The 18,006-nt window shown below is 32.3% G+C and carries 23 protein-coding genes; all 23 read right to left on the reverse strand.

Going from position 1 to position 18,006, the window contains the following annotated elements; all coding sequences use genetic code 11:
• Position 1: 1 nt before the first annotated feature.
• Positions 2 to 1,009 carry an XkdQ/YqbQ family protein gene (locus Ccar_RS16490; RefSeq protein WP_048030206.1) on the reverse strand — a complete coding sequence of 336 codons (1,008 nt, stop codon included), beginning with the start codon at positions 1,007 to 1,009 and terminating at the stop codon, positions 2 to 4.
• Complete coding sequence (locus Ccar_RS16495; protein ID WP_053075343.1) at positions 1,006 to 1,428, reverse strand: hypothetical protein; 423 nt, start codon at positions 1,426 to 1,428, stop codon at positions 1,006 to 1,008. Before Ccar_RS16495 ends, Ccar_RS16490 begins: the two co-directional genes overlap by 4 nt.
• A 12-nt stretch (positions 1,429 to 1,440) precedes the next feature.
• Positions 1,441 to 4,878 carry a transglycosylase SLT domain-containing protein gene (locus Ccar_RS16500; RefSeq protein ID WP_048030208.1) on the reverse strand — a complete coding sequence of 1,146 codons (3,438 nt, stop codon included), beginning with the start codon at positions 4,876 to 4,878 and terminating at the stop codon, positions 1,441 to 1,443.
• 176 nt (positions 4,879 to 5,054) lie between these two features.
• Positions 5,055 to 5,747: a hypothetical protein gene (locus Ccar_RS16505; protein WP_048030210.1), complete on the reverse strand. Its 693-nt coding sequence runs from the start codon at positions 5,745 to 5,747 to the stop codon at positions 5,055 to 5,057.
• A gap of 42 nt (positions 5,748 to 5,789) precedes the next feature.
• Positions 5,790 to 5,966: a hypothetical protein gene (locus Ccar_RS27075; protein ID WP_169823845.1), complete on the reverse strand. Its 177-nt coding sequence runs from the start codon at positions 5,964 to 5,966 to the stop codon at positions 5,790 to 5,792.
• Positions 5,967 to 5,986: 20 nt separating this feature from the next.
• Positions 5,987 to 6,430, reverse strand: coding sequence for a phage tail assembly chaperone (locus Ccar_RS16510; RefSeq protein ID WP_048030212.1), 444 nt, complete (start codon positions 6,428 to 6,430; stop codon positions 5,987 to 5,989).
• 19 nt (positions 6,431 to 6,449) lie between these two features.
• Positions 6,450 to 6,887 (reverse strand): phage tail tube protein, encoded by a 438-nt coding sequence (locus Ccar_RS16515; RefSeq protein WP_048030214.1) that lies wholly within the window; start codon positions 6,885 to 6,887, stop codon positions 6,450 to 6,452.
• Positions 6,888 to 6,904: 17 nt separating this feature from the next.
• Positions 6,905 to 7,966: a phage tail sheath subtilisin-like domain-containing protein gene (locus tag Ccar_RS16520; RefSeq protein ID WP_048030216.1), complete on the reverse strand. Its 1,062-nt coding sequence runs from the start codon at positions 7,964 to 7,966 to the stop codon at positions 6,905 to 6,907.
• A 17-nt stretch (positions 7,967 to 7,983) separates the two neighbouring features.
• Positions 7,984 to 8,418 carry a phage tail terminator family protein gene (locus tag Ccar_RS16525; protein WP_048030218.1) on the reverse strand — a complete coding sequence of 145 codons (435 nt, stop codon included), beginning with the start codon at positions 8,416 to 8,418 and terminating at the stop codon, positions 7,984 to 7,986.
• Between the two features lie 2 nt (positions 8,419 to 8,420).
• Positions 8,421 to 8,972 (reverse strand): HK97 gp10 family phage protein, encoded by a 552-nt coding sequence (locus Ccar_RS26155; protein ID WP_053075344.1) that lies wholly within the window; start codon positions 8,970 to 8,972, stop codon positions 8,421 to 8,423.
• Positions 8,973 to 8,975: 3 nt separating this feature from the next.
• Positions 8,976 to 9,302, reverse strand: a complete 327-nt coding sequence (locus tag Ccar_RS16535; RefSeq protein WP_048030221.1) for a DUF3599 family protein — start codon at positions 9,300 to 9,302, stop codon at positions 8,976 to 8,978.
• A complete protein-coding gene (locus Ccar_RS16540) occupies positions 9,303 to 9,650 on the reverse strand; it encodes a hypothetical protein (RefSeq protein WP_048030223.1) in 348 nt (115 codons plus the stop codon).
• 8 nt (positions 9,651 to 9,658) lie between these two features.
• Complete coding sequence (locus Ccar_RS16545; protein ID WP_048030225.1) at positions 9,659 to 9,979, reverse strand: hypothetical protein; 321 nt, start codon at positions 9,977 to 9,979, stop codon at positions 9,659 to 9,661.
• Between the two features lie 15 nt (positions 9,980 to 9,994).
• Positions 9,995 to 10,945 (reverse strand): phage major capsid protein, P2 family, encoded by a 951-nt coding sequence (locus Ccar_RS16550; RefSeq protein WP_048030227.1) that lies wholly within the window; start codon positions 10,943 to 10,945, stop codon positions 9,995 to 9,997.
• 13 nt (positions 10,946 to 10,958) lie between these two features.
• Entirely contained in the window at positions 10,959 to 11,822 is an 864-nt protein-coding gene (locus Ccar_RS16555; protein ID WP_048030229.1) for a hypothetical protein, read from the reverse strand.
• Positions 11,806 to 12,267, reverse strand: coding sequence for an XkdF-like putative serine protease domain-containing protein (locus Ccar_RS16560; protein WP_048030231.1), 462 nt, complete (start codon positions 12,265 to 12,267; stop codon positions 11,806 to 11,808). Before Ccar_RS16560 ends, Ccar_RS16555 begins: the two co-directional genes overlap by 17 nt.
• Before the next feature lie 32 nt (positions 12,268 to 12,299).
• Positions 12,300 to 12,617, reverse strand: a complete 318-nt coding sequence (locus tag Ccar_RS16565; protein ID WP_048030234.1) for a hypothetical protein — start codon at positions 12,615 to 12,617, stop codon at positions 12,300 to 12,302.
• The gene (locus tag Ccar_RS16570) at positions 12,618 to 12,956 is read right to left on the reverse strand and encodes a hypothetical protein (RefSeq protein ID WP_048030235.1); all 339 of its coding nucleotides are present in this window, start codon (positions 12,954 to 12,956) and stop codon (positions 12,618 to 12,620) included.
• Between the two features lie 61 nt (positions 12,957 to 13,017).
• Positions 13,018 to 13,275, reverse strand: a complete 258-nt coding sequence (locus tag Ccar_RS16575) for a hypothetical protein (protein WP_048030237.1) — start codon at positions 13,273 to 13,275, stop codon at positions 13,018 to 13,020.
• A 21-nt stretch (positions 13,276 to 13,296) separates the two neighbouring features.
• Positions 13,297 to 14,238 carry a phage head morphogenesis protein gene (locus tag Ccar_RS26160; RefSeq protein WP_053075345.1) on the reverse strand — a complete coding sequence of 314 codons (942 nt, stop codon included), beginning with the start codon at positions 14,236 to 14,238 and terminating at the stop codon, positions 13,297 to 13,299.
• Positions 14,231 to 15,772, reverse strand: a complete 1,542-nt coding sequence (locus tag Ccar_RS16585; protein ID WP_048030240.1) for a phage portal protein — start codon at positions 15,770 to 15,772, stop codon at positions 14,231 to 14,233. The genes Ccar_RS26160 and Ccar_RS16585 overlap by 8 nt, the downstream gene beginning before the upstream one ends.
• A complete protein-coding gene (locus Ccar_RS16590) occupies positions 15,769 to 17,181 on the reverse strand; it encodes a DEAD/DEAH box helicase family protein (protein ID WP_053075346.1) in 1,413 nt (470 codons plus the stop codon). Before Ccar_RS16590 ends, Ccar_RS16585 begins: the two co-directional genes overlap by 4 nt.
• A complete protein-coding gene (gene terS, locus Ccar_RS16595) occupies positions 17,174 to 17,962 on the reverse strand; it encodes a phage terminase small subunit (RefSeq protein ID WP_048030243.1) in 789 nt (262 codons plus the stop codon). Before terS ends, Ccar_RS16590 begins: the two co-directional genes overlap by 8 nt.
• Between the last annotated feature and the right edge of the window lie 44 nt (positions 17,963 to 18,006).

The following is an 18,006-nucleotide window of genomic DNA, read 5'->3' on the forward strand; positions in this document are numbered from 1 at the left end:
TTTAATCCTCCTTCCAATCCATAGTATTGTCATAACTTAGCTTTAATTCTGTTGTATATTTTCCTTTAGCAAGATCCCATATATGAGTATCACCATCTATATACATAATTTTATTAGTTAAAAGATCTACATAAGGTATTTGGCTAAGTATTGCATAACCTGTCCTATATCTCCAATCACCCACTGTATTCACAGTAAATTCTCTATCTATGCTATGAAAAAGCTTTTTTGCTTCTGTATAAGGTTCTTTGTTTTCTTCCTTATGATATTCCTCCTGGAATACTCCATATGCTTTAGACATATCAGGCAACTCTGTTACACCAACATAAGTACCTTTATCATCATATATCTTTACTCTATTAACCATACTAGTCATAGAATCTTTGTATATCAATCCTATCAGATTCCTATCTGGAGTTAATGTTTCACTTGCATATCCATACCAAGTATTATTTTTTATTATTATTCCTTTTTCCATAATACTTAACATATTATGATCAGCATAAGGTATATAAAACTTACCATTTTGCTTACTAACCTGGGTATAAATTTCCATTATTGCTTCATATGCAGTTTTACCATCTATTTTTCTACTAATTTTAATTCCTGTAGTTGGTACAATATTGTAAGGTATACCTAAGTCTTTAGCTATTTGCTCTACTGCATATTCACTTTCTATGTCCTTAAAATTATAAGTTACTTTTGAACGAAGAAGATATATAATACAATCTTGAGCTGTAAATGTAAGTTCTCCACTCTCTGTATTTATTTCTCTTTCTTGTGCCCATCCCCTAAATATTTCATCATAATTTAAATTAACACTAATAAGTGTACCTGGAGCTACTTGAAACCGTGGCTGCCTTTTGTCTAATACAGGATATCCTATAGTTACATCAAATTTTCTAGATACTTCTTCTTTGGTCATACTTGTTTGAACTGTTTTGACCATATCAGTTAGGTTCTCCCAATCATTATCATAAAAAGCCCAAACAGATAAATAATTTCTCATAGCGTAGGTACAAACTCCTTAACTTGTCTGTATTCTTGTAACTCCATTGAATAATAAACATCACGGTTTCCTGGTTTTTCTCCGTAAGAAAGTTTAACTATTGTAAATAACCTATTCACAGGAGTCTCTGTAATTATTAATCTTACTGCATCTACATCTTCATGCCACTTTTCTAGTATTGCTATATATTCATAAGGATCTTCTTTGGGCTCACAAACACAAAAACTATACCTCTGGCACGGAAAAAATCCTGTCAATGGTATAGTTTTAAGTTTTCTTCTTCCTGATGCAGATATCTCACCTACATTTTGTACATTATAGGTATCTACATTAACTTCACTATCAAGTTGGTATTCTTCTGGTATTACTGGAAATTGAAAACTTATTCCTGAAGTATCATTTTTCATCCAAAATTCCACTTACAACACCTCCTATGCCATATTAAGGTGTACTTTTAATAATTTTTTTGTTAATGCATCAGTTATTTTACCTATATCAGCCTCTTCACGAACAATGATTTGCTCTGCCAATTTTGCTATGGTTATATTAGGACTCTGTTTTGAGCTATCTTTGTTCAAATTAACTATTACCTTTGAAGTGTCTTTATTAAGCAAAGGAGCTAATTTTTTACTCTGCAATGGCTGCATTAAGTTCTTAGCCATTTTCATAGATGTAAAATTATCTTTTACTTGTGTGCCTCCTGGTAAATTCATTAACTCAGGACCATTCTCACCTACCCAATGCCATCCTGGTAAAGAATAGCTTGTACCTAGTGAATATCCTACATAAGAGCCACCACTTGCCATATTCCTTATACCTGGAACATTATATACACTGCCATATCTATCCTGTATATATCTTATTCCTGCAGCTATATTACTTATCGGATCATATATGTTATCCATGCCTGGAAGGTGATAATCACTCATGTTTTCGTCTATGAGTTGCATTAGACCTTTCGAAGGGTGTCCTGCTGCAGCATTGCTGTCCCAAAGATTGATAGACATTGGATCTCCACCTGATTCGTGTTCAATTATGCTTGCTAGTGGTCCAAACCAATCAGAAGACACTCCTGTCAATGCCATGGCTGCTGTTATCCATTCTGCCATGTTTCCACTTACTGCTCCTCCTGCAGCACCAACCATACTTCCAATCCAGTTTTTAATGAATCCTTGCATATCTTCACTAGTCATACCATTAATTAATCCCTTTAACAGGAAACTACCGATTTTATACATAATAATAGATGGCGAATGAATACCAAATCCACTCTTAAACTGCTCAATAATCTTATCTGTAAGTGTTTTTACTATATCAACTAAACTAGATTCAGTGTCCTGTACTCCTCGACCTAGTTCACTTACTATTTGTTGTCCATAACTGTAGGTATCTTTAATTAACTGAGTTATTACATTTCTCATATTTGTTGCCATTAATGTAGTTGCATTAGTAGCAACAGAAACATTATTTTGAATACCTGTACTAATACTTTTAACCATATCAGGACCATATGTGTCAGAGTCTCTTAATGGACCTTCATCCGGTTTAGTAAAATGAATTATTCTCTTTATTTTATTAGCCATACTGGTTACAGAATTAACTGCATTGTCTGATAAACTATCAATACCTTTTGCTAATTCAGCAGGCATGTCTTTACCCCATTCTAAGAACTGAGAAGTTAAACTCGTCATTGTCTTGCTAATACCAAGTGCAGGAGCTTTCATTGCACTCAGCATACTCATAGACTTACTATTACTGTATACTTTACTTCCAGCTGGTAATTCAACTATTTCAGGTCCGTTTTCACCTACCCATGTTAAACCACCCATCCAGTTATTTGTTCCTAGAGCATTTCCACTATCTACAGCTAAACCTTGTGGTCCTGCTCCTTTTTTTCTTTTTGTAGGGACATCTGTACCTTCCTGAACTAATTTAATTGTTTCTGTAATAGGGTCTTTAAAGAAGTTCTTTAAGTCTGTCCATGCTTTTTTCCAAGCTTCCCAATCCGCTTCTATATCTTTTATAATTTTTTCCACATAATCTCGACATCCACCCCAGTTATGTGTCCAAGCTTCATACAGTAGACCTACAATTATTATGATTGCTGCTATAGTTGCAACAACTGGATTAGCTGCTATAACTGTAAAGAATGTTCTTAGTGCCCTTACTGCACCATTACTGAATATTTTTATTACATTTCCTAAAGTACTAAATACAGTTTTTACAGGTCCAAACATTTCACTTAAAGTCTTAGGTAACTCTTTAATAACTCCAAGGTTTTTGAATCCCGAAAATGCCTCCTGAAGTGGTTTTATTAAGCTAACTCCTTTTAATGTACTTTTAAAAGTATTGAGTGCACTAATAGAACTTTTAACTCCCTTTGGAAACAATCCAAAAAAGTTTTTTATAACACTTTGTCCACCTTTAAAAGTAGAAGTTATATTTTTACCTGTAACACTGAATAATCCTGGTATCCATTTTGCTATATCTTTTCCGAATCCAAACGCATCTTTAAGCCCTGTAAATGGTAACTTTAAGACTCCTTTTAATCCACCACCACCGTTTTTTACCATACTTTTTAAAGCAGTATTTAATTTAGGAAACTCTTTTATCATTTCTTTAATATTTTTGAAACTGTCAAATCCGCCTTTAAGTAGTGATCCACCTATTTTAACTGCAAAAAATCCTTCTAACAGCTTAGGATGTTCAATTAAAAATTGAAGAAAAGGTTGTAACGCTTCATATACAGTTTTTCCTGCACGTCCTATCTCTATCATTGCATCTTTAAATTCTTTTGCACTTTTAACAAACTTATTAAATTCATTTTCATATTGTTGAACTGTATCTTTATTTTCAAATCCTTTTAAGAAGTTTGAAAACTTGTTTCCTCCTACTGCAACTAGATCACTTACATCTTTAGTTAACTTTTTAAATCCTTCTGAAGCATATAATTTATCCATTAATGGTTGTATTGCTACTAATTGCTTTTTAAATACTTCAAATGGCCCACCAGATACAAATTGACCTCCCTTATCAATTCCTGCTAAAGCTCTTCCAAAACTTAATCCAGTATCAGAAATATTGCTCATTAACCCCTCTGCTGTATTAGATTTATTGTCCATAAGTTTATCCCAGTGATTGTTTTTTATTATTTGTAAAACTGCATTTAATGCCTCTTCTGGTGTATTTGTTAAACTTCCTCTATTATCAAATTTCATTCCAGCTTTTTCCCACATCTGTTTGCTTATTCCTAAGTCTCTACCACGCATTACAGCTTCACCCATATCTCCAGAAGCTAATGTTGCTGCAAATTCTATACTTTGATCTAAAGGCTTATTTTTTACTGCCGACAAATTTCCTAAAGGCATAAGGAATTTTTGATAGTCTAGTTGAGAAACTGCAAGGCTGGAAACTCCCTTAACTACGTCATCAGCTCTAAAAGGTGTTTTTAAAGCTGTTTGATAACTCCACGCTAAGGCATCATTGCCTTTCTTTTTATCATTTAAAACTGTTTGGAGCGTTGCTAAATAATTTTCATTGTTAATTCCTTGCCCAAGTGTAAAATTATATAATCCTTTACCTGCTTCGCCTAAAATAATTCCTCCAGCTAATGTTTTTAAACTAAATACTTTATCTATAATACTATTAAGTACTTTACTTATTTCATCCTTAGCTTTAAATACAGCTGTAAAAGGTCTACTAACTAACATCTTAGCTTCACCTTTTATTCTTCTTATACTATCTGTTGCAGAATCTTTAGCTGCTATAACAACTGCTACATTCTTTTTTATCTCATTAATTTCCTTTTTGGTCTCTGATATATTTTTGAGAGCTTCTTTGTTATCAACAATGATTTTAGCTCTATTCAATTGGTCTATACGTTCTTTTGCTTCCTGAACTTGCTTTTGAAAATCTCTAGTTCTTTCTATTATTTCTAATATTTCAGAAGTAAAGTCATCTTCAAGGGTAATCTTATTTTGTATTTCCGTAGAATCACCACCTTTTTAGTGGATTAAAAAAAGAACCACCAAAGTGATTCTTTTAATTACTTATACTTTTCGTCTAAAATAATATGGATGAATGTTACTTTTTCATCTTGAAAATTTACAGCAAACTCATATACACCAAATTGATTATTCCAATGCATACCAAATTTATTTGCGAGATCTGGATTATCAAAAGATAAGTAAAACATTTTTAAAATATTATTAATGTTACTTGATGCTATAGTTTCTTTCGGTGTTACTGTTATTCTTGCTGCCTTACTATCAATAAAAAATACCTCTATCTCCATATTGTTTTTGTTATAAATATTTACAAAACAATTAGGTGCTTCTTCTTTAGTATCATAGTAATTCCATTTTTCTTGTCTGTTAGCTGTTGGCTGTCCTAAAATCGTATTTACTTCTTCTTGAGATTTATTTTTTATATCACTTAATTTAAAAAGTTGTCCTAATTCCTGCTTAGTCTCTTCTTGCTTTACCTCTTTTTTAGTTTCTTCCTTTTTAACCTCCTGTTTTTGCTGCACCGTAGTTTGTTTTGTATTATTTTTATCTACTTTCTTATTACTACCACAACTATGAAAAGCAACTATACAAATAATAATTACAAGTATTGAAACAAGGCACCCACAACCAGAAACTTTATCCACTTTATCTTTATCTTTATCTTTAATTTTGTCTAATGATTTTTCCTCTTCATTTGGTTTAGAAGTATCTTTTTTATTATTCTCTTCCATTCAAATCCCCCCTATATTTCCATATTATAGCACAATACAAAGTTATACAATAGTTACTGGAAAAACAGGAGATCCTGAACTATCTATTTTTCTACTTTTATCATTTTTTTGTTTTAGTTCATATTCATAGAAAGCTCTTATTACAACTTTTTCACGTTCAGGTATATTGTAAAAGACAGATGGTCTTATTCCATGATGTACCCAGTAATAGTACATCATTTCAACAAAACCATCCGTCTCTATGAGTTTTTTACCTCTTCAACAGCATCTTTCCTATCTCCTGAAAGTTTCTTTATGAATTTATAAACTCGATTTACTTCACCTGGTAAAGGCAATATCTTTTTTACAAGTTCTTTTGGTGTAGGTGCACCATAATGCTTTTTAAGTGCTTCATCTTTAAAGTCTGGTTTGATAGTACCAGCTATTACCGTCATTATCTGTGTATCTGTAATTTCTATATCTTCTATTCCACCTTCCTCATTATATCTAACCGCATCCTTTTGTATATCATTGTATTTTTCTATTGGAACTGCTCTGCATTCAAAATATACAGGGTTTCCTAGCAATTCAGATAACCTTTTTATTTCTATTTTACCTGTAGGTAATTTTACCTTTGAAGGATCTGCCTCCAATAGCATTTGCATTACATCATATTCTTTATTTTCTACATTAGTAGTATCCATAAAAAATTCCTCCTTTTATTTAATCTGTTATTGTTATTTCATTTATAAAGTCAAAATCAGTGAAAGTGAAAGGATAACTTTCTTCCACAATTTTCCCCGTTGCCCAATCAGTTATAGTAGCTTCATCAAATTCTACACCATAGTACGCCACAGACTCAAACCCATAAGCATCAGGATCTGAAAGTTTACTTATTATAGTCGAATTCAATGAAGTACTGTTTTTTATTGCAGTTGCAACTTTCTTTACTAACTTACTATCTATTTTGGTAAACTTTACAGTTCCATTGCCTTCCCATCCAGTATTCTTTTTAGGTTTACCTGGTTTTCCACACATTGGGACATCTACCTTATCGGACTTCACTTTACCTTGACATTCAGTTACATTATTGTACTTTTCGTTATCAATCCAAAGCTCTCCCCACTTTCCATTTATGGCTCGTTTAGGATCAAATGCCATTCAAATCACCTCCTATATTACATATAAACATCAAAATCTAAATCCTGCATTGCATTTGTATATTTAACATGCGCATTTAAAAATGCCTTTTTCCCTGTATTAGCTACTAATATATCTTGGTCTTTCATATTAGTAGTATCAGTTCCTTGACTTTCTAAATATGTCTTTTGAGCTTCTAAATTTATGTCTGCTTTATTTTCAGAACTTGGGTCAAAGAACTCTTCCTGATTTTTTAATGTTTTAAAATATGCATTTACTGAATTTATAAAGAGAATTTTATTGTCATAAATATTTATTACTTTACCAACGTATTCCTCATCCCATGTATTTGTTATATCATCTCTGTTAAAGTCCATTTTATCTATTATTAAAATATCCTTCCAATCTGGTCCTTTAGGAGATACTAGAGTTTTTAAACTATTTACTCCTGAAGCTATTTTTATGTTTTCGCCATCATTTATTAAAATAAGCTTACCATCATCAATATCTGCATTTGGATCTGTTGATTCTTTTATACTTTCAACTTCTGATAGTACAAAATAAGTTGCTGCTCTTGTGAATGGTAAACCTGCTAAAATCCCAGCTATTCTGGCAGTGTATTGGCTGGCTGTATATACTTTTTCACCTACTTTTATATCTTCAGTTGCAAGATTTATAATTCCCTCATGGTCTCCTGGACAATTAGGCAGTACTGCCTTAAATGTCTTATGATTAGTATCTCTTTGTGTCTTAATCCATGTTGCAATATTAGTTGTATCAGCCGGTACTATACCTGGTATAGCTAAATAATTAAACTTTTTATTTTTCAAAATTGCTAAAGCTGAATTATAGTCAGTTGCTGCAGCAACAATTCTTTCAATTATAATTTTGCTTGGAGTTCCTGAAAATGTTTTAGCTATATAATCATAGTTATCTGCTGTCCAATCTGTTGTTGCAACTTCTTCAATTCCTTTATAGATAACTTCACCAGCTGCTTTGGTATCATCTTTTAATATTAATGCTACTATGCCCTTTGTACTTCTGCTTATTGCAGTTGTAGCCTTTTGCATAAATTTCATGTGAACTTCTGGTAATCCCATTAGCTTTACCTCCTTATTTATTCAAAATCTAATTCTAAAGTATCTGCAGTATCTCCAGTTTCAGGAGTATATCTGCTATCATACCAATCAAGATCTATTGTTAAATATATTTCGTTATCTCGTGGTCCTCCATCTAAACTATTTATAGTAGGACACCTATCACCTACTTGAAGATAACCCTTCTTTTGGAATATATTTTTTAGTTTTTCGTATTCTTCAAGCTGCTTAGATTTATCTATATTTTTATAAAAATCCAATTCTGCAAAGAATACTACTTGAATGAGTACTGTAGATTTATATGTTAATTTACTTAAGTCAGTAGTGTTGTCTCCTGCAAATCCAACAAAAAAGGAAGGCCTTTTAAATTTCCCTCCTGTATTTTTAATATATATTGGTATTCCAGTATATTGATTTGCTATTTCTCTTCTTACTGCATTAAAAACCTCATACATATTTAACCACATATCCTTTTAAACATTTCATCAGTCCATCTTTTTAATTCTTGTTCTGCTTTAGGCTTAAATCTTATCCAACCTCTTTTAAACATGTGCTTGCCTGGTATGAATTTTTCTTTAAGCATAAAGCCTTTTACCCTTTTATCTGTCACAGGTAATTGCTGAGTTTCATTCATATAAGTATAATTGTTTATCTTGCTTTCAAAAGTAGTATTAATACTAAGCTGTTTCCACTTCTTTCCACTACCATTTTTTAATGCACTTGTAGGTACAAATCTTTTATGTTGAACATGTCCTTCTTCTACATCCAATGCATAATCAACATTAGTGCCAACTTCAATAGTATTCTTATCTACCCGATTATTTGTAATAGAATTTATTAGCCTTCCAGTATCAATAATATTTTCATCATTCATTATGTCTTTAACTTCTCTTTGATACATTTTTCCTAACTTCATAAGTTCATTTTGCTTTTCTTCTGGCCAATTATTATTTACAAACTCCAGCACTCTCTTTTGAAAATCGTCTAATCCTTTAGTCTCCCATCCCATAAATTACACCTCACCATCACAGCTTATATCTACTTCAAGTTGATATACACTAGGCTTATGAGGTAATTCAGCTTTATACTTATCTCCATTCACTACAATAATGTCCCCTTTTTTTATATCTGCAGTTCCTATAGTATAAAGTCTTGTATTTTCATATGCGACTAATTGAGGTTGCTGTTGATTTATACTTCCTGATGTTCTTCCAAGTCTACAAGGATATTCTCCTATTGGAACAGGCGCATCTTGAGGTTCATTAAATTCTGGATCAAGAGTACCTGAACCACTTCTGTATACTGTACACATCTTATCGAACATTCCCATATAAGACATTTATATCACCATACACCTTATAGAATTACTTTTGTTTGTCGGCTCTGGATCACTAATAAAACCATCTAACTTTTTAAGTATCTGCTCATATGCTTTTGAATTAGCTTTATAAGAATAATCTCCATTGCTTTCTGATTCTTTGCTGTTATCATTTAACATTACATTTACAAGTTCTGCATTAACTACTTTAACTGTAGATGGAACAGGTTCAATAAATTCTTTACCATAATAGTTATCTATAAGCTCTTTACCACTAGCAATTAAAACATTTAAGGCTGTATCTGTTTTTAAGATTAACCTATCATTGACAATTAGATCTTTTAATTCTGCAATGGTTAAATAAGCCATACCATCACCTAACTTTCTTTAAAGTTTTCACATGCTCCCTTCCACTGGTCAAAGGTACCATCCTTTTCCCCAAGCTTACAAGCTTTGCATATTGATTCACTACATTCTTTAAAACTTGCACACTTGCTACAAATACAGCTATTGCAATCTTTTACTAGATCATCATTATTAGCAGCTTCTTCTTTTACCTCTTCAAAATAACCTGAATCAAGAAGTATCTTTCCTAGTTTATTAGATACCTCTTGAATTTTTGTATGCTCCTTCCTGTAATCAAAGACATAAGAAGAAGCATGATAAATACAATCTTTAATTAATTCCACTTTTATCATACTTCATACCCTCCATTAAGCTCCTATTGCTGGTATTTTATCTATAGTTACTACTGCATCTTTTTCAAGAATTATAGTATCCATATTTAAATGTAATGCATAGAATCTCATGTCTCTAAATACTGCCTCTTTACCTTCTGTAGTTTTTCTTAAACTTATATCATATGTGTTAACTACTGTAAAATTCGAAGGATCTCCAAGGATTATTTTGTTATCAGGAAAATTAGGTACTATTCTCCACTCAACATTAAGTGGGTTTATATTGGTACCATTTAATATAGCCATATCTCCAGCAGCTGTATTTCTTTTCTTTAAATACTCAATCCATCTTATATACATATCATTGTTAGCTATCCATCTAAACTTATCTTTATTAAAGTATTTAGAAGGTAATGCTCTTAAAGCTCCTGTAAATATGCTATCTGTAAAAGCTGTACCTATAGTAGTTGCATCAAGTATATGTGAGCCTGTTGCAAGTTGCTTTACTATGCCATCATCAATTACTAAAAAATCATGATCTGGATCTGCAGTCGCTACTGCAGTATCTCCATTAAATGCTAAGTCAAGCATATCAACTTTAACCTGACTTGCTATCATCCCCATGAATTTAGTTTCAAATCCTTCCTGTTCAATATTTTCTCTTAAGAATTTTTCTGATATTTCAGCACCAAGTACTACATCAGTACAGCTGTAAGGTACTGAACCAAGAACTGGTTCTACACCTTTACCTGAAAGAGTATCTGTTGCTTCCACTTGAGCTCTTAAAAGTCGTCTACCTATCCCCAACTTATCAATGGTTCCTTTTGTTACGGTTCTTGTTTGATGAGATAACTCTCCTAAAAATGAGCTATCATCAAAAATCATATTTAAGAAAGCTTTTGATTGCTCAGGATTCAGCATCCCGTTAGTTTTACCTGAAGTTGTTACTGCTGCTTTTTCTATTATTGTTCCATTACTTATTGACATGATATCCTCCTCCTTATATGTCTAGTCCTTTAAATACATCATTTGATTTCTTTACAGTTTCAGTTGTTTGTGTCTCTGTCTCAGTTTGCTTTGATATTCCTCTTGCTTTTTCTACTGCTGCAATTCTCTCATCTATAGGCTTTAATGAATCTGCTACAGCTGATTTTACTATTTCAGATATATCTTCCTTGTTAACTTCTTTCTTAGACCCATCTGAACCATCTTCTTTTTCAATTTTGTCTAATCTATCAGTGATAGGCTTTAAACCTTCACCTAATGCCGATTTTACTATTTCAGTTATCTCCTCTTTTTTCACTTCTTCATCTCCTCCTTCAGAATTGTTTGTGGTTTCAACTTCATCTACTATAGATTGAAGCGCAGTTATTGCACCTTTAATGTTATCCAATCGAGCAGTAGCTATTTTCTTACCTGCCTTTTCTATAGGCTCTGCCTTAAGCTGTTCAGCACATTTGTTAATACCAACCTGGTCTAACTGATTTAACACATAAGTTTTAAAAGCATCAATTTGAGTTCCTATTTGAGCCTTTTTATCCGTTATGGTATCATCAGCAAGAATATTATACATAACAGTTCTTAAGGTCCATCTGGCATTATCTAAGTTGTCAGATACATCTTGTGCTGCTATAGCTCCTGCAAAGTCAGTTGGTGGCTTTGGCTTACCATCAGCCTTTTGAACTTCTTTTTTCCCTGCAAAGAATGATTTAACTACATTAAAAAAACCCTTAACATCATCATCTACTGAATTAGTTTCGGGTTCTTGATAATCATCACTTTTATAGATTTGTATTTTCTGCTTATTGGCTCCTTTTTTAACTAAAGATATAAAATTAATATCCATATCAGTCATTTGTGGCACTCTCTTCACCTCCTTCTTCAGGTGTTATATAAATTGCAGTACCCCCAATGCTGAAACCTGTAATCTCTTTCTTTTGTATTTGCTTCCAGGCTGCATCATCAGTAACTTCTACTGCTGCACACCAATCATCCTGTTTTGCGCTAATGTCTGGTATATCAGTTTTAGCTATATAATTTTCTACTACAAAACCATATCCACCTTTTTCATTATGGCCCTTATCTACTCCTGCTTTAGATATAGATTGTGTTAGAGCCAACTTTTTACCAAAGCTATGACAAGCTTTTTTAACATCATCTACAGTTGCCCAATCTCCTTGAGTGTCTATATGATCTTCTGGTGTACCATCTTCTTTAAAAACTTTTGATGGTCTATACACAACACCTTCAACTATATGATTCTGTTCATCTACTTTAGATATTTTCACTTCAAAATTTTTGGCTGGCATTTTTTCATCACCTCTATTTATTGCTTTCTATATTAAGTATGTTTATTTTTTAGCTTTTTCCAAAACTCGTATACTGTCTTATCTTTCTTAAACAATTGACGCTGTTCTCTTTTAAATACCTCATCAAGCAATTCTTCAGTTGGATAATTTTTAAGTTCCTTTTCAATAGTTGCAAAAGCAATTTCACCATTTACATGACATGTTTCAGGAATAAAAGTCATTGTTACTACTGGAATAGTATCCATAGATTTATCTATTGCTACTTTCTTTAATCTACTAGATACATCTTTACCATCTATAGATGCTTCAAGTTCATAGGGTCCTTCACCTATTTTAATATCAATATTCATTTATTTTCTTCTCCTATACTTAGAACTACATTTAATTAGTTTTCTGGCCAATGCATCTGCTACCTTACCAATATTAATGGCATTATTATCTGCATCTAACGTAATCTCTAAATGGGCAAGTTTTTTAGAGTGCCCAAGGCTTTTTCTGCATACATTATCGGTTATTCGCTCTAAGTGCAGCAATGTCTCTTTTTCAAAGGAAAAACCATTTTTAACACATTCCTTTTGATACTTACATGTACTACATGAATTGCATACAATCTCTTTTAATTCTTGAACATGCTTTGATAAACAAAACATTTCTTTTTCATTTAAGAATTTTTCTGATTCATTATCCATAGTTTCTCATCCTCCAAAATTACTCTAAGCTTTCTCCTTCAAATCTTTGAGTTGATATTCTTTACTTCATGCTATTGCTCTTTTTTATATTTTCTATTATCCTTTTTCTAACTTCTTCGACTAATTCATCAAATGAAATAGTATGTTCCTTTTGCGATCTTAACTTACACTGTATCTCTGATCTAAACTCAACTAATTTTTCTTCTAAATTTCTATCCACTTTAGTAAGTTCTTTTGTCACTTTAATTCTCTTAGTATCTACACAAATAGAACTAATAAGAAGAATTATAATTGATACATTTAATACTATATCCAACATTGCACTCACCCCTTATAAAAATTATTCATCTAAACTTTCTCCCTCAAATATTGGAACTGTAGTACATCTGCAATGAACAACCTCTTTTGCTGGAGCACCTAATGAACTATCTCCTGGGAACATAAGCTTGTATCCTCCAACATTAAAAGGTTCATCTACTTTTCTTTTCTGACCATTAGCAGCTGCATGGTCCGATCTAGTTCTACCATCATGTGCTGAAAGCCACTGTTTACCTATAACAAAATCACATTGATTGTAGCCTTCAAATTCTCCTGCATTACTGGCTGATATTGTTTCAGTTCTGGCTACTCTTATAGCTCTAGTCCTATTAAACTCTGTAAGGTTATCCATCCTACTTGCTAATTCATCCATGCTTTCACCAGCTTTATATCCTTCTACTAGAGATTTAACTACAGCATCATGAGTTGTCTGCTGAACTTCTGGAGAAAATTTAATAACATGATTTTTTATCCATTCAACAGAATTTTTATTAAAGAATTTTTCATCAAAATAGGATGGCTTTTCTTCATCATCTTTTTGCTTTCCCCAATCGGGATCTTCAACTTTTATTTTTGATTGAAAGGTTTTTGCTAAATCCTCAACACTTTTCTTTGCTAAATCTTTTATATACTGCTGAATTAAAGGCTGCATCTTCTTACTTAATTTTTTAATGTATTTATCCTCGTCTGAAAATAAAATAGCTTCTAGATTTTTCTCTAAGGATTGTGCTGCTATTTCATCCTCTGCAGCATTTTTTATTCTTGCAATATAATCCTTTTTCTGTTTATTAAAGAAGTCCGTCATAACTTTTTCTACATCTCTTGAAAATTGTTCTGCATCACTTATCCAAATTTTATTGCCTTGAACCTTTGCAAAATAATCCTTTGTATCTGTGTCAGCTTTAGCTATAGCCTTTTTTAATCCTATCGAAAGAGCCTTTAATACTTTTTTTCTTCTACTCATCCCCAAGAGCTCCCTCTACTGCTAACTGAATATCCTTTAAAGCTTCTAGTATTCCATTTTCATCAGATTTTTGAACAGCATTTTGTAACTGTTGAGCCTGCTTTTGAAGTTCTAACTCTTTCAAAGTTATTTGTAGTGGTTGATTAGCCCAATCACCTTCAAATTGCTCAAATTCTTTTCCTAATAGTTGACCCATTGCATCTAAAACCATATTAGGAGTTGCTGCACCACATGTTATATATGGATACAAGGCTCTTGCTATCTCTCCATTATCAGTTATCCTTGGAGATTTAAGAAACATTGAAACATTTTTTATTTCTAACTTAGTTTTTAAAAGATTATTAAGCCTGAATCCTAGATCTTCCCTCTCAGGCTGAAAAACCTGTTCCTCGGTAAGTTGCCTTGCAGTATCTGCAGTAGCTTTATTATAGTCCTGACTTTCTCCTGTATATATTGGGGGTAATCTATATGCTGATCTTATATTAGTTCTATTATTTTTACAGTATTCTTGAAACAATGCATCATCTTGAAGTATCTCAGCTAACTTTTCAAATCTTATATTAACTTTATTAGACTTTTCTTCAGTTCCTAATAATCCATCACCATCTTTAAATCCTTCAGCTTCAAGTACTAAATAGCCATGTTGTGCACTTTCACCTTTTGAATTTTTAAGCATATCTATGGATGATTGTGTTAGTTGTCCATTCTCCACGACTATTGCTAATGGTATGTGCCTGCCATCATCAAAGTAATTATAATTAAGTTCCTGAGCCTTTCTGCTGCCTTGAAGATTTAGCACGTTTCCTAAATATCGAGGTAGCCCATATTCTGTATAAGGACAGTAAATATTGAAAAACATTATTGAAGTTGCCTTTCTTTCCTCAGGAATATTTTCGCCATATTCACCTGTATTACAATCCATGTCCCGTGGATCTCCAAATTCTTTAAAGTAAACAGTGTTAATCCCTCTTATCTGAACAAATTTTCTAAACTTCTTTTTCCTTTTTATAGTTACTTCTTTTCCATTTTCATCAGTTATAACCACATCAATATCAACTAATATATCCTCTCTCTTACACATTCTTAAAGTATGTCCTGGTATATGCTCAAATCCCGCTGGATTGTTTAACCCATCAGGTATAACTTCAATAGCCCCCCAGCCAAGCTTTTCCCTATCATCAATAACTTTCTTCATAATTTCAACAAAAGATTCATCAAAATTACAGTATTTAAAGAAGTTATCATATTTATTCCATTCTAAATCTAATTGTTTTTTAGTTGCTTCATCTGATTTATCATAATCAATGTCATACTTAAAACTGTATCCAAAACCAACTATATTAGTTTTATAAGCTTCTATGCATTGTTGCAATATATCACTTTGCTCTGGTAGTCTTATTAAAAGCTCAGGATCATAAAGTGGTGCTATTACTCCATTGTTATATAATCCTGTAAATGGGTCCTTGTCTATTTGTCTACTTTGACCTACTGCATCATTTGCAACTATTTTCTTAACTACTACTGTGTTGTTCATATTCTACCTGCTCTACCTCCTTTCTGTCTTTCGTTAACTTGTTCTTTTACTGGTAAACATGCTAAAGTAACTGCATCAGCTCTATCCGGTGATTTAAGTCCTCTAGCTTTCATTTCTTTTTTAGATTCAATTTTAATTTTTCCTGATGAATGATAAATATATTTTCTACAAGACAGCTGCCCTACTAAATCATCATCGTTAGGAAGTATTAACTCACACTTTTTACCTCCAGATATGTCAATTAAATCTCTTACTATGCTCCACAAATAAGTGGTTATATCATAGTAAAATTTATTATGAATTGATATGGATAAATTAACCGGATATATTGTAATCCAATCTAATCCTTTATCTCTTTTTACTTCCTTAATTCTGTCTGTTACTCCCCCACCAAGTCCAGTATCATCAATTTTTACTTTTATTTTGCCACCCTGCTTAAAATACTCTGGATATTTTTCTCTTAAATTAGTGCAAGAAAAAAGAACATCTCCTGCTGTTCTCATTAAATCCTGGCCTCTTCTTATCAAAAGAGGATCTACTTTATTATTTATTTTCTTAGCTATTACTGTATCATCATCCCCAAATCTAGCAACGTCCACACCTAAATCAATGCTTTCAGTATCTCTTTCTACATACTCAGTCATTATGGATTGCTCTATAAATTCAAGTGGAATGAATACATCATCCTCTTGTTTTGGAAACTCTCCATCAACTCTAACTCTTACTACATTTGAATCTTCTCCATACTTTCTAATAAGTGACTCTATATTATCTTTATTGGTCCTTTTAACATTCCTGGCATTAACTTTTACAGTGTAATAATCAACCTTATCCTTAAAAAAAGCATCATGGAATATTCCAGTTGTTTTAGTTGGATTCCCTAATAGTAATAGTCTGTTATCCTTATGGCCTAAAGTACCTAATATAGCCTCTAATATTTTATCTTCTACACCGGAGGCTTCATCCACAACAAAAAGCATATACTGCTCATGATATCCCTGCATATTTTCAGGTCTTGTAGCAGTTTTTGCAGTTGCATACCATACAGCTCCATAACCACTCATTTCAATTCTAGTTTTCTTCCATATGATTTTTCCATCAAGTATGGTCCCAGTTAACCATTTGTTTATTTCAGCCCAAAGTACATCATGTAGTTGCTGCTTTGTGGGTGCAGTAGCAATTATTCTTGCATATGGATGCATGGCAATATACCATAAAATTAAACATGCTGTAAAAGCTGTTTTTCCTACACCCTGTCCACTTCTTATTGCAGTTTTAGGATTATCCCTTACACTTTTACCTGCTTCATTCTGCCAATTATCAGGATAAAAATTAAGTATGTCTTCAAAGAAACCTATAGGATCATTAAAGTATGTGGTAACTATCTTAACCCAAAAATCATTATTCATTGCTGCCACCATTCTTCCTTTTATCCATGGCCTGAAGAACTGCTTTAGCTAAATCATTATCTTTATTACCATCACCTGTTGTTTTTTCTATATCAACTTTTAGCTTATTAATTCTAAGTTTCTGTTCTTCTGTAGCTAAATTCCAATTAGTATGCAGCATTTCATCATATTGCTTAATAAGGCTCCTAAGTTCTGACATGGCTCTTGATTGTGCTTGTAAAAATGTAGCCTGTCTATCCCATGCAAACTGAAACTCATATTCATACTCTTGTTCAGACTCATTTGTAGAAGTTTTTTGTGTGCTTCTATCTTTTGATTTAACTTTAGACCTTTTAAGTTCCTTAATCATTTCTTCTTTTTCAGTAACATTCATAATTCTTTGGGACCTTGCTATTGCAGTATATTGAATTATAATATTTTCCCATAACATATCTAATGGATCTTTAACCATAATTTCCTCAACTATGTCTATTGTTTCAGGTGGAAAAATCTTAGAAAAAAAGCCATGGGTTTCAGCATTTTTATTACCTTTTGGGACACTGCTTTCATGACCTACTGAGTTTTTATTTCCTTTTGGTGCTCCTCTTTTTGTGTGCACACTTTTTTTATTTTTTTCTTCTTTTGTATGCACACCTTTTCTATTCCATTTATACCTTGTCTTCCATGATTTTATGGTATTCAAACTTACATTATATTTTTCAGCTAAATCTTTATATTTCATGCCTTTAATGTAATCTTTTTTTGCCTGCTCTTTTATGTCTGGAGCTCTTATGTTTGCCATATCACCACCTCATTGCTATATGCATTTGTTTTGTTTTGAACATA

Source organism: Clostridium carboxidivorans P7 (assembly GCF_001038625.1).
GTDB classification, from domain to species: domain Bacteria; phylum Bacillota; class Clostridia; order Clostridiales; family Clostridiaceae; genus Clostridium_AM; species Clostridium_AM carboxidivorans.

Bases quoted from the DNA above. Each gene is read 5' to 3' on its own strand.
- Ccar_RS16565 (WP_048030234.1), bottom strand. From the start codon at position 12,617: ATGAATATTGATATTAAAATAGGTGAAGGACCCTATGAACTTGAAGCA.
- Ccar_RS16590 (WP_053075346.1), bottom strand. From the start codon at position 17,181: ATGAATAATGATTTTTGGGTTAAGATAGTTACCACATACTTTAATGAT.
- Ccar_RS16570 (WP_048030235.1), bottom strand. From the start codon at position 12,956: ATGGATAATGAATCAGAAAAATTCTTAAATGAAAAAGAAATGTTTTGT.
- Ccar_RS16535 (WP_048030221.1), bottom strand. From the start codon at position 9,302: ATGTCTTATATGGGAATGTTCGATAAGATGTGTACAGTATACAGAAGT.
- Ccar_RS16575 (WP_048030237.1), bottom strand. From the start codon at position 13,275: ATGTTGGATATAGTATTAAATGTATCAATTATAATTCTTCTTATTAGT.
- Ccar_RS16540 (WP_048030223.1), bottom strand. From the start codon at position 9,650: ATGGCTTATTTAACCATTGCAGAATTAAAAGATCTAATTGTCAATGAT.
- Ccar_RS26155 (WP_053075344.1), bottom strand. From the start codon at position 8,972: ATGGGATGGGAGACTAAAGGATTAGACGATTTTCAAAAGAGAGTGCTG.
- Ccar_RS16585 (WP_048030240.1), bottom strand. From the start codon at position 15,772: ATGAACAACACAGTAGTAGTTAAGAAAATAGTTGCAAATGATGCAGTA.
- Ccar_RS16545 (WP_048030225.1), bottom strand. From the start codon at position 9,979: ATGATAAAAGTGGAATTAATTAAAGATTGTATTTATCATGCTTCTTCT.
- Ccar_RS16515 (WP_048030214.1), bottom strand. From the start codon at position 6,887: ATGGCATTTGATCCTAAACGAGCCATAAATGGAAAGTGGGGAGAGCTT.
- Ccar_RS16490 (WP_048030206.1), bottom strand. From the start codon at position 1,009: ATGAGAAATTATTTATCTGTTTGGGCTTTTTATGATAATGATTGGGAG.
- Ccar_RS16520 (WP_048030216.1), bottom strand. From the start codon at position 7,966: ATGGGATTACCAGAAGTTCACATGAAATTTATGCAAAAGGCTACAACT.
- Ccar_RS16525 (WP_048030218.1), bottom strand. From the start codon at position 8,418: ATGTATGAGGTTTTTAATGCAGTAAGAAGAGAAATAGCAAATCAATAT.
- Ccar_RS16550 (WP_048030227.1), bottom strand. From the start codon at position 10,945: ATGTCAATAAGTAATGGAACAATAATAGAAAAAGCAGCAGTAACAACT.
- Ccar_RS27075 (WP_169823845.1), bottom strand. From the start codon at position 5,966: ATGATGTACTATTACTGGGTACATCATGGAATAAGACCATCTGTCTTT.
- Ccar_RS16505 (WP_048030210.1), bottom strand. From the start codon at position 5,747: ATGGAAGAGAATAATAAAAAAGATACTTCTAAACCAAATGAAGAGGAA.
- Ccar_RS26160 (WP_053075345.1), bottom strand. From the start codon at position 14,238: ATGAGTAGAAGAAAAAAAGTATTAAAGGCTCTTTCGATAGGATTAAAA.
- Ccar_RS16510 (WP_048030212.1), bottom strand. From the start codon at position 6,430: ATGGATACTACTAATGTAGAAAATAAAGAATATGATGTAATGCAAATG.
- Ccar_RS16560 (WP_048030231.1), bottom strand. From the start codon at position 12,267: ATGCCAGCCAAAAATTTTGAAGTGAAAATATCTAAAGTAGATGAACAG.
- terS (WP_048030243.1), bottom strand. From the start codon at position 17,962: ATGGCAAACATAAGAGCTCCAGACATAAAAGAGCAGGCAAAAAAAGAT.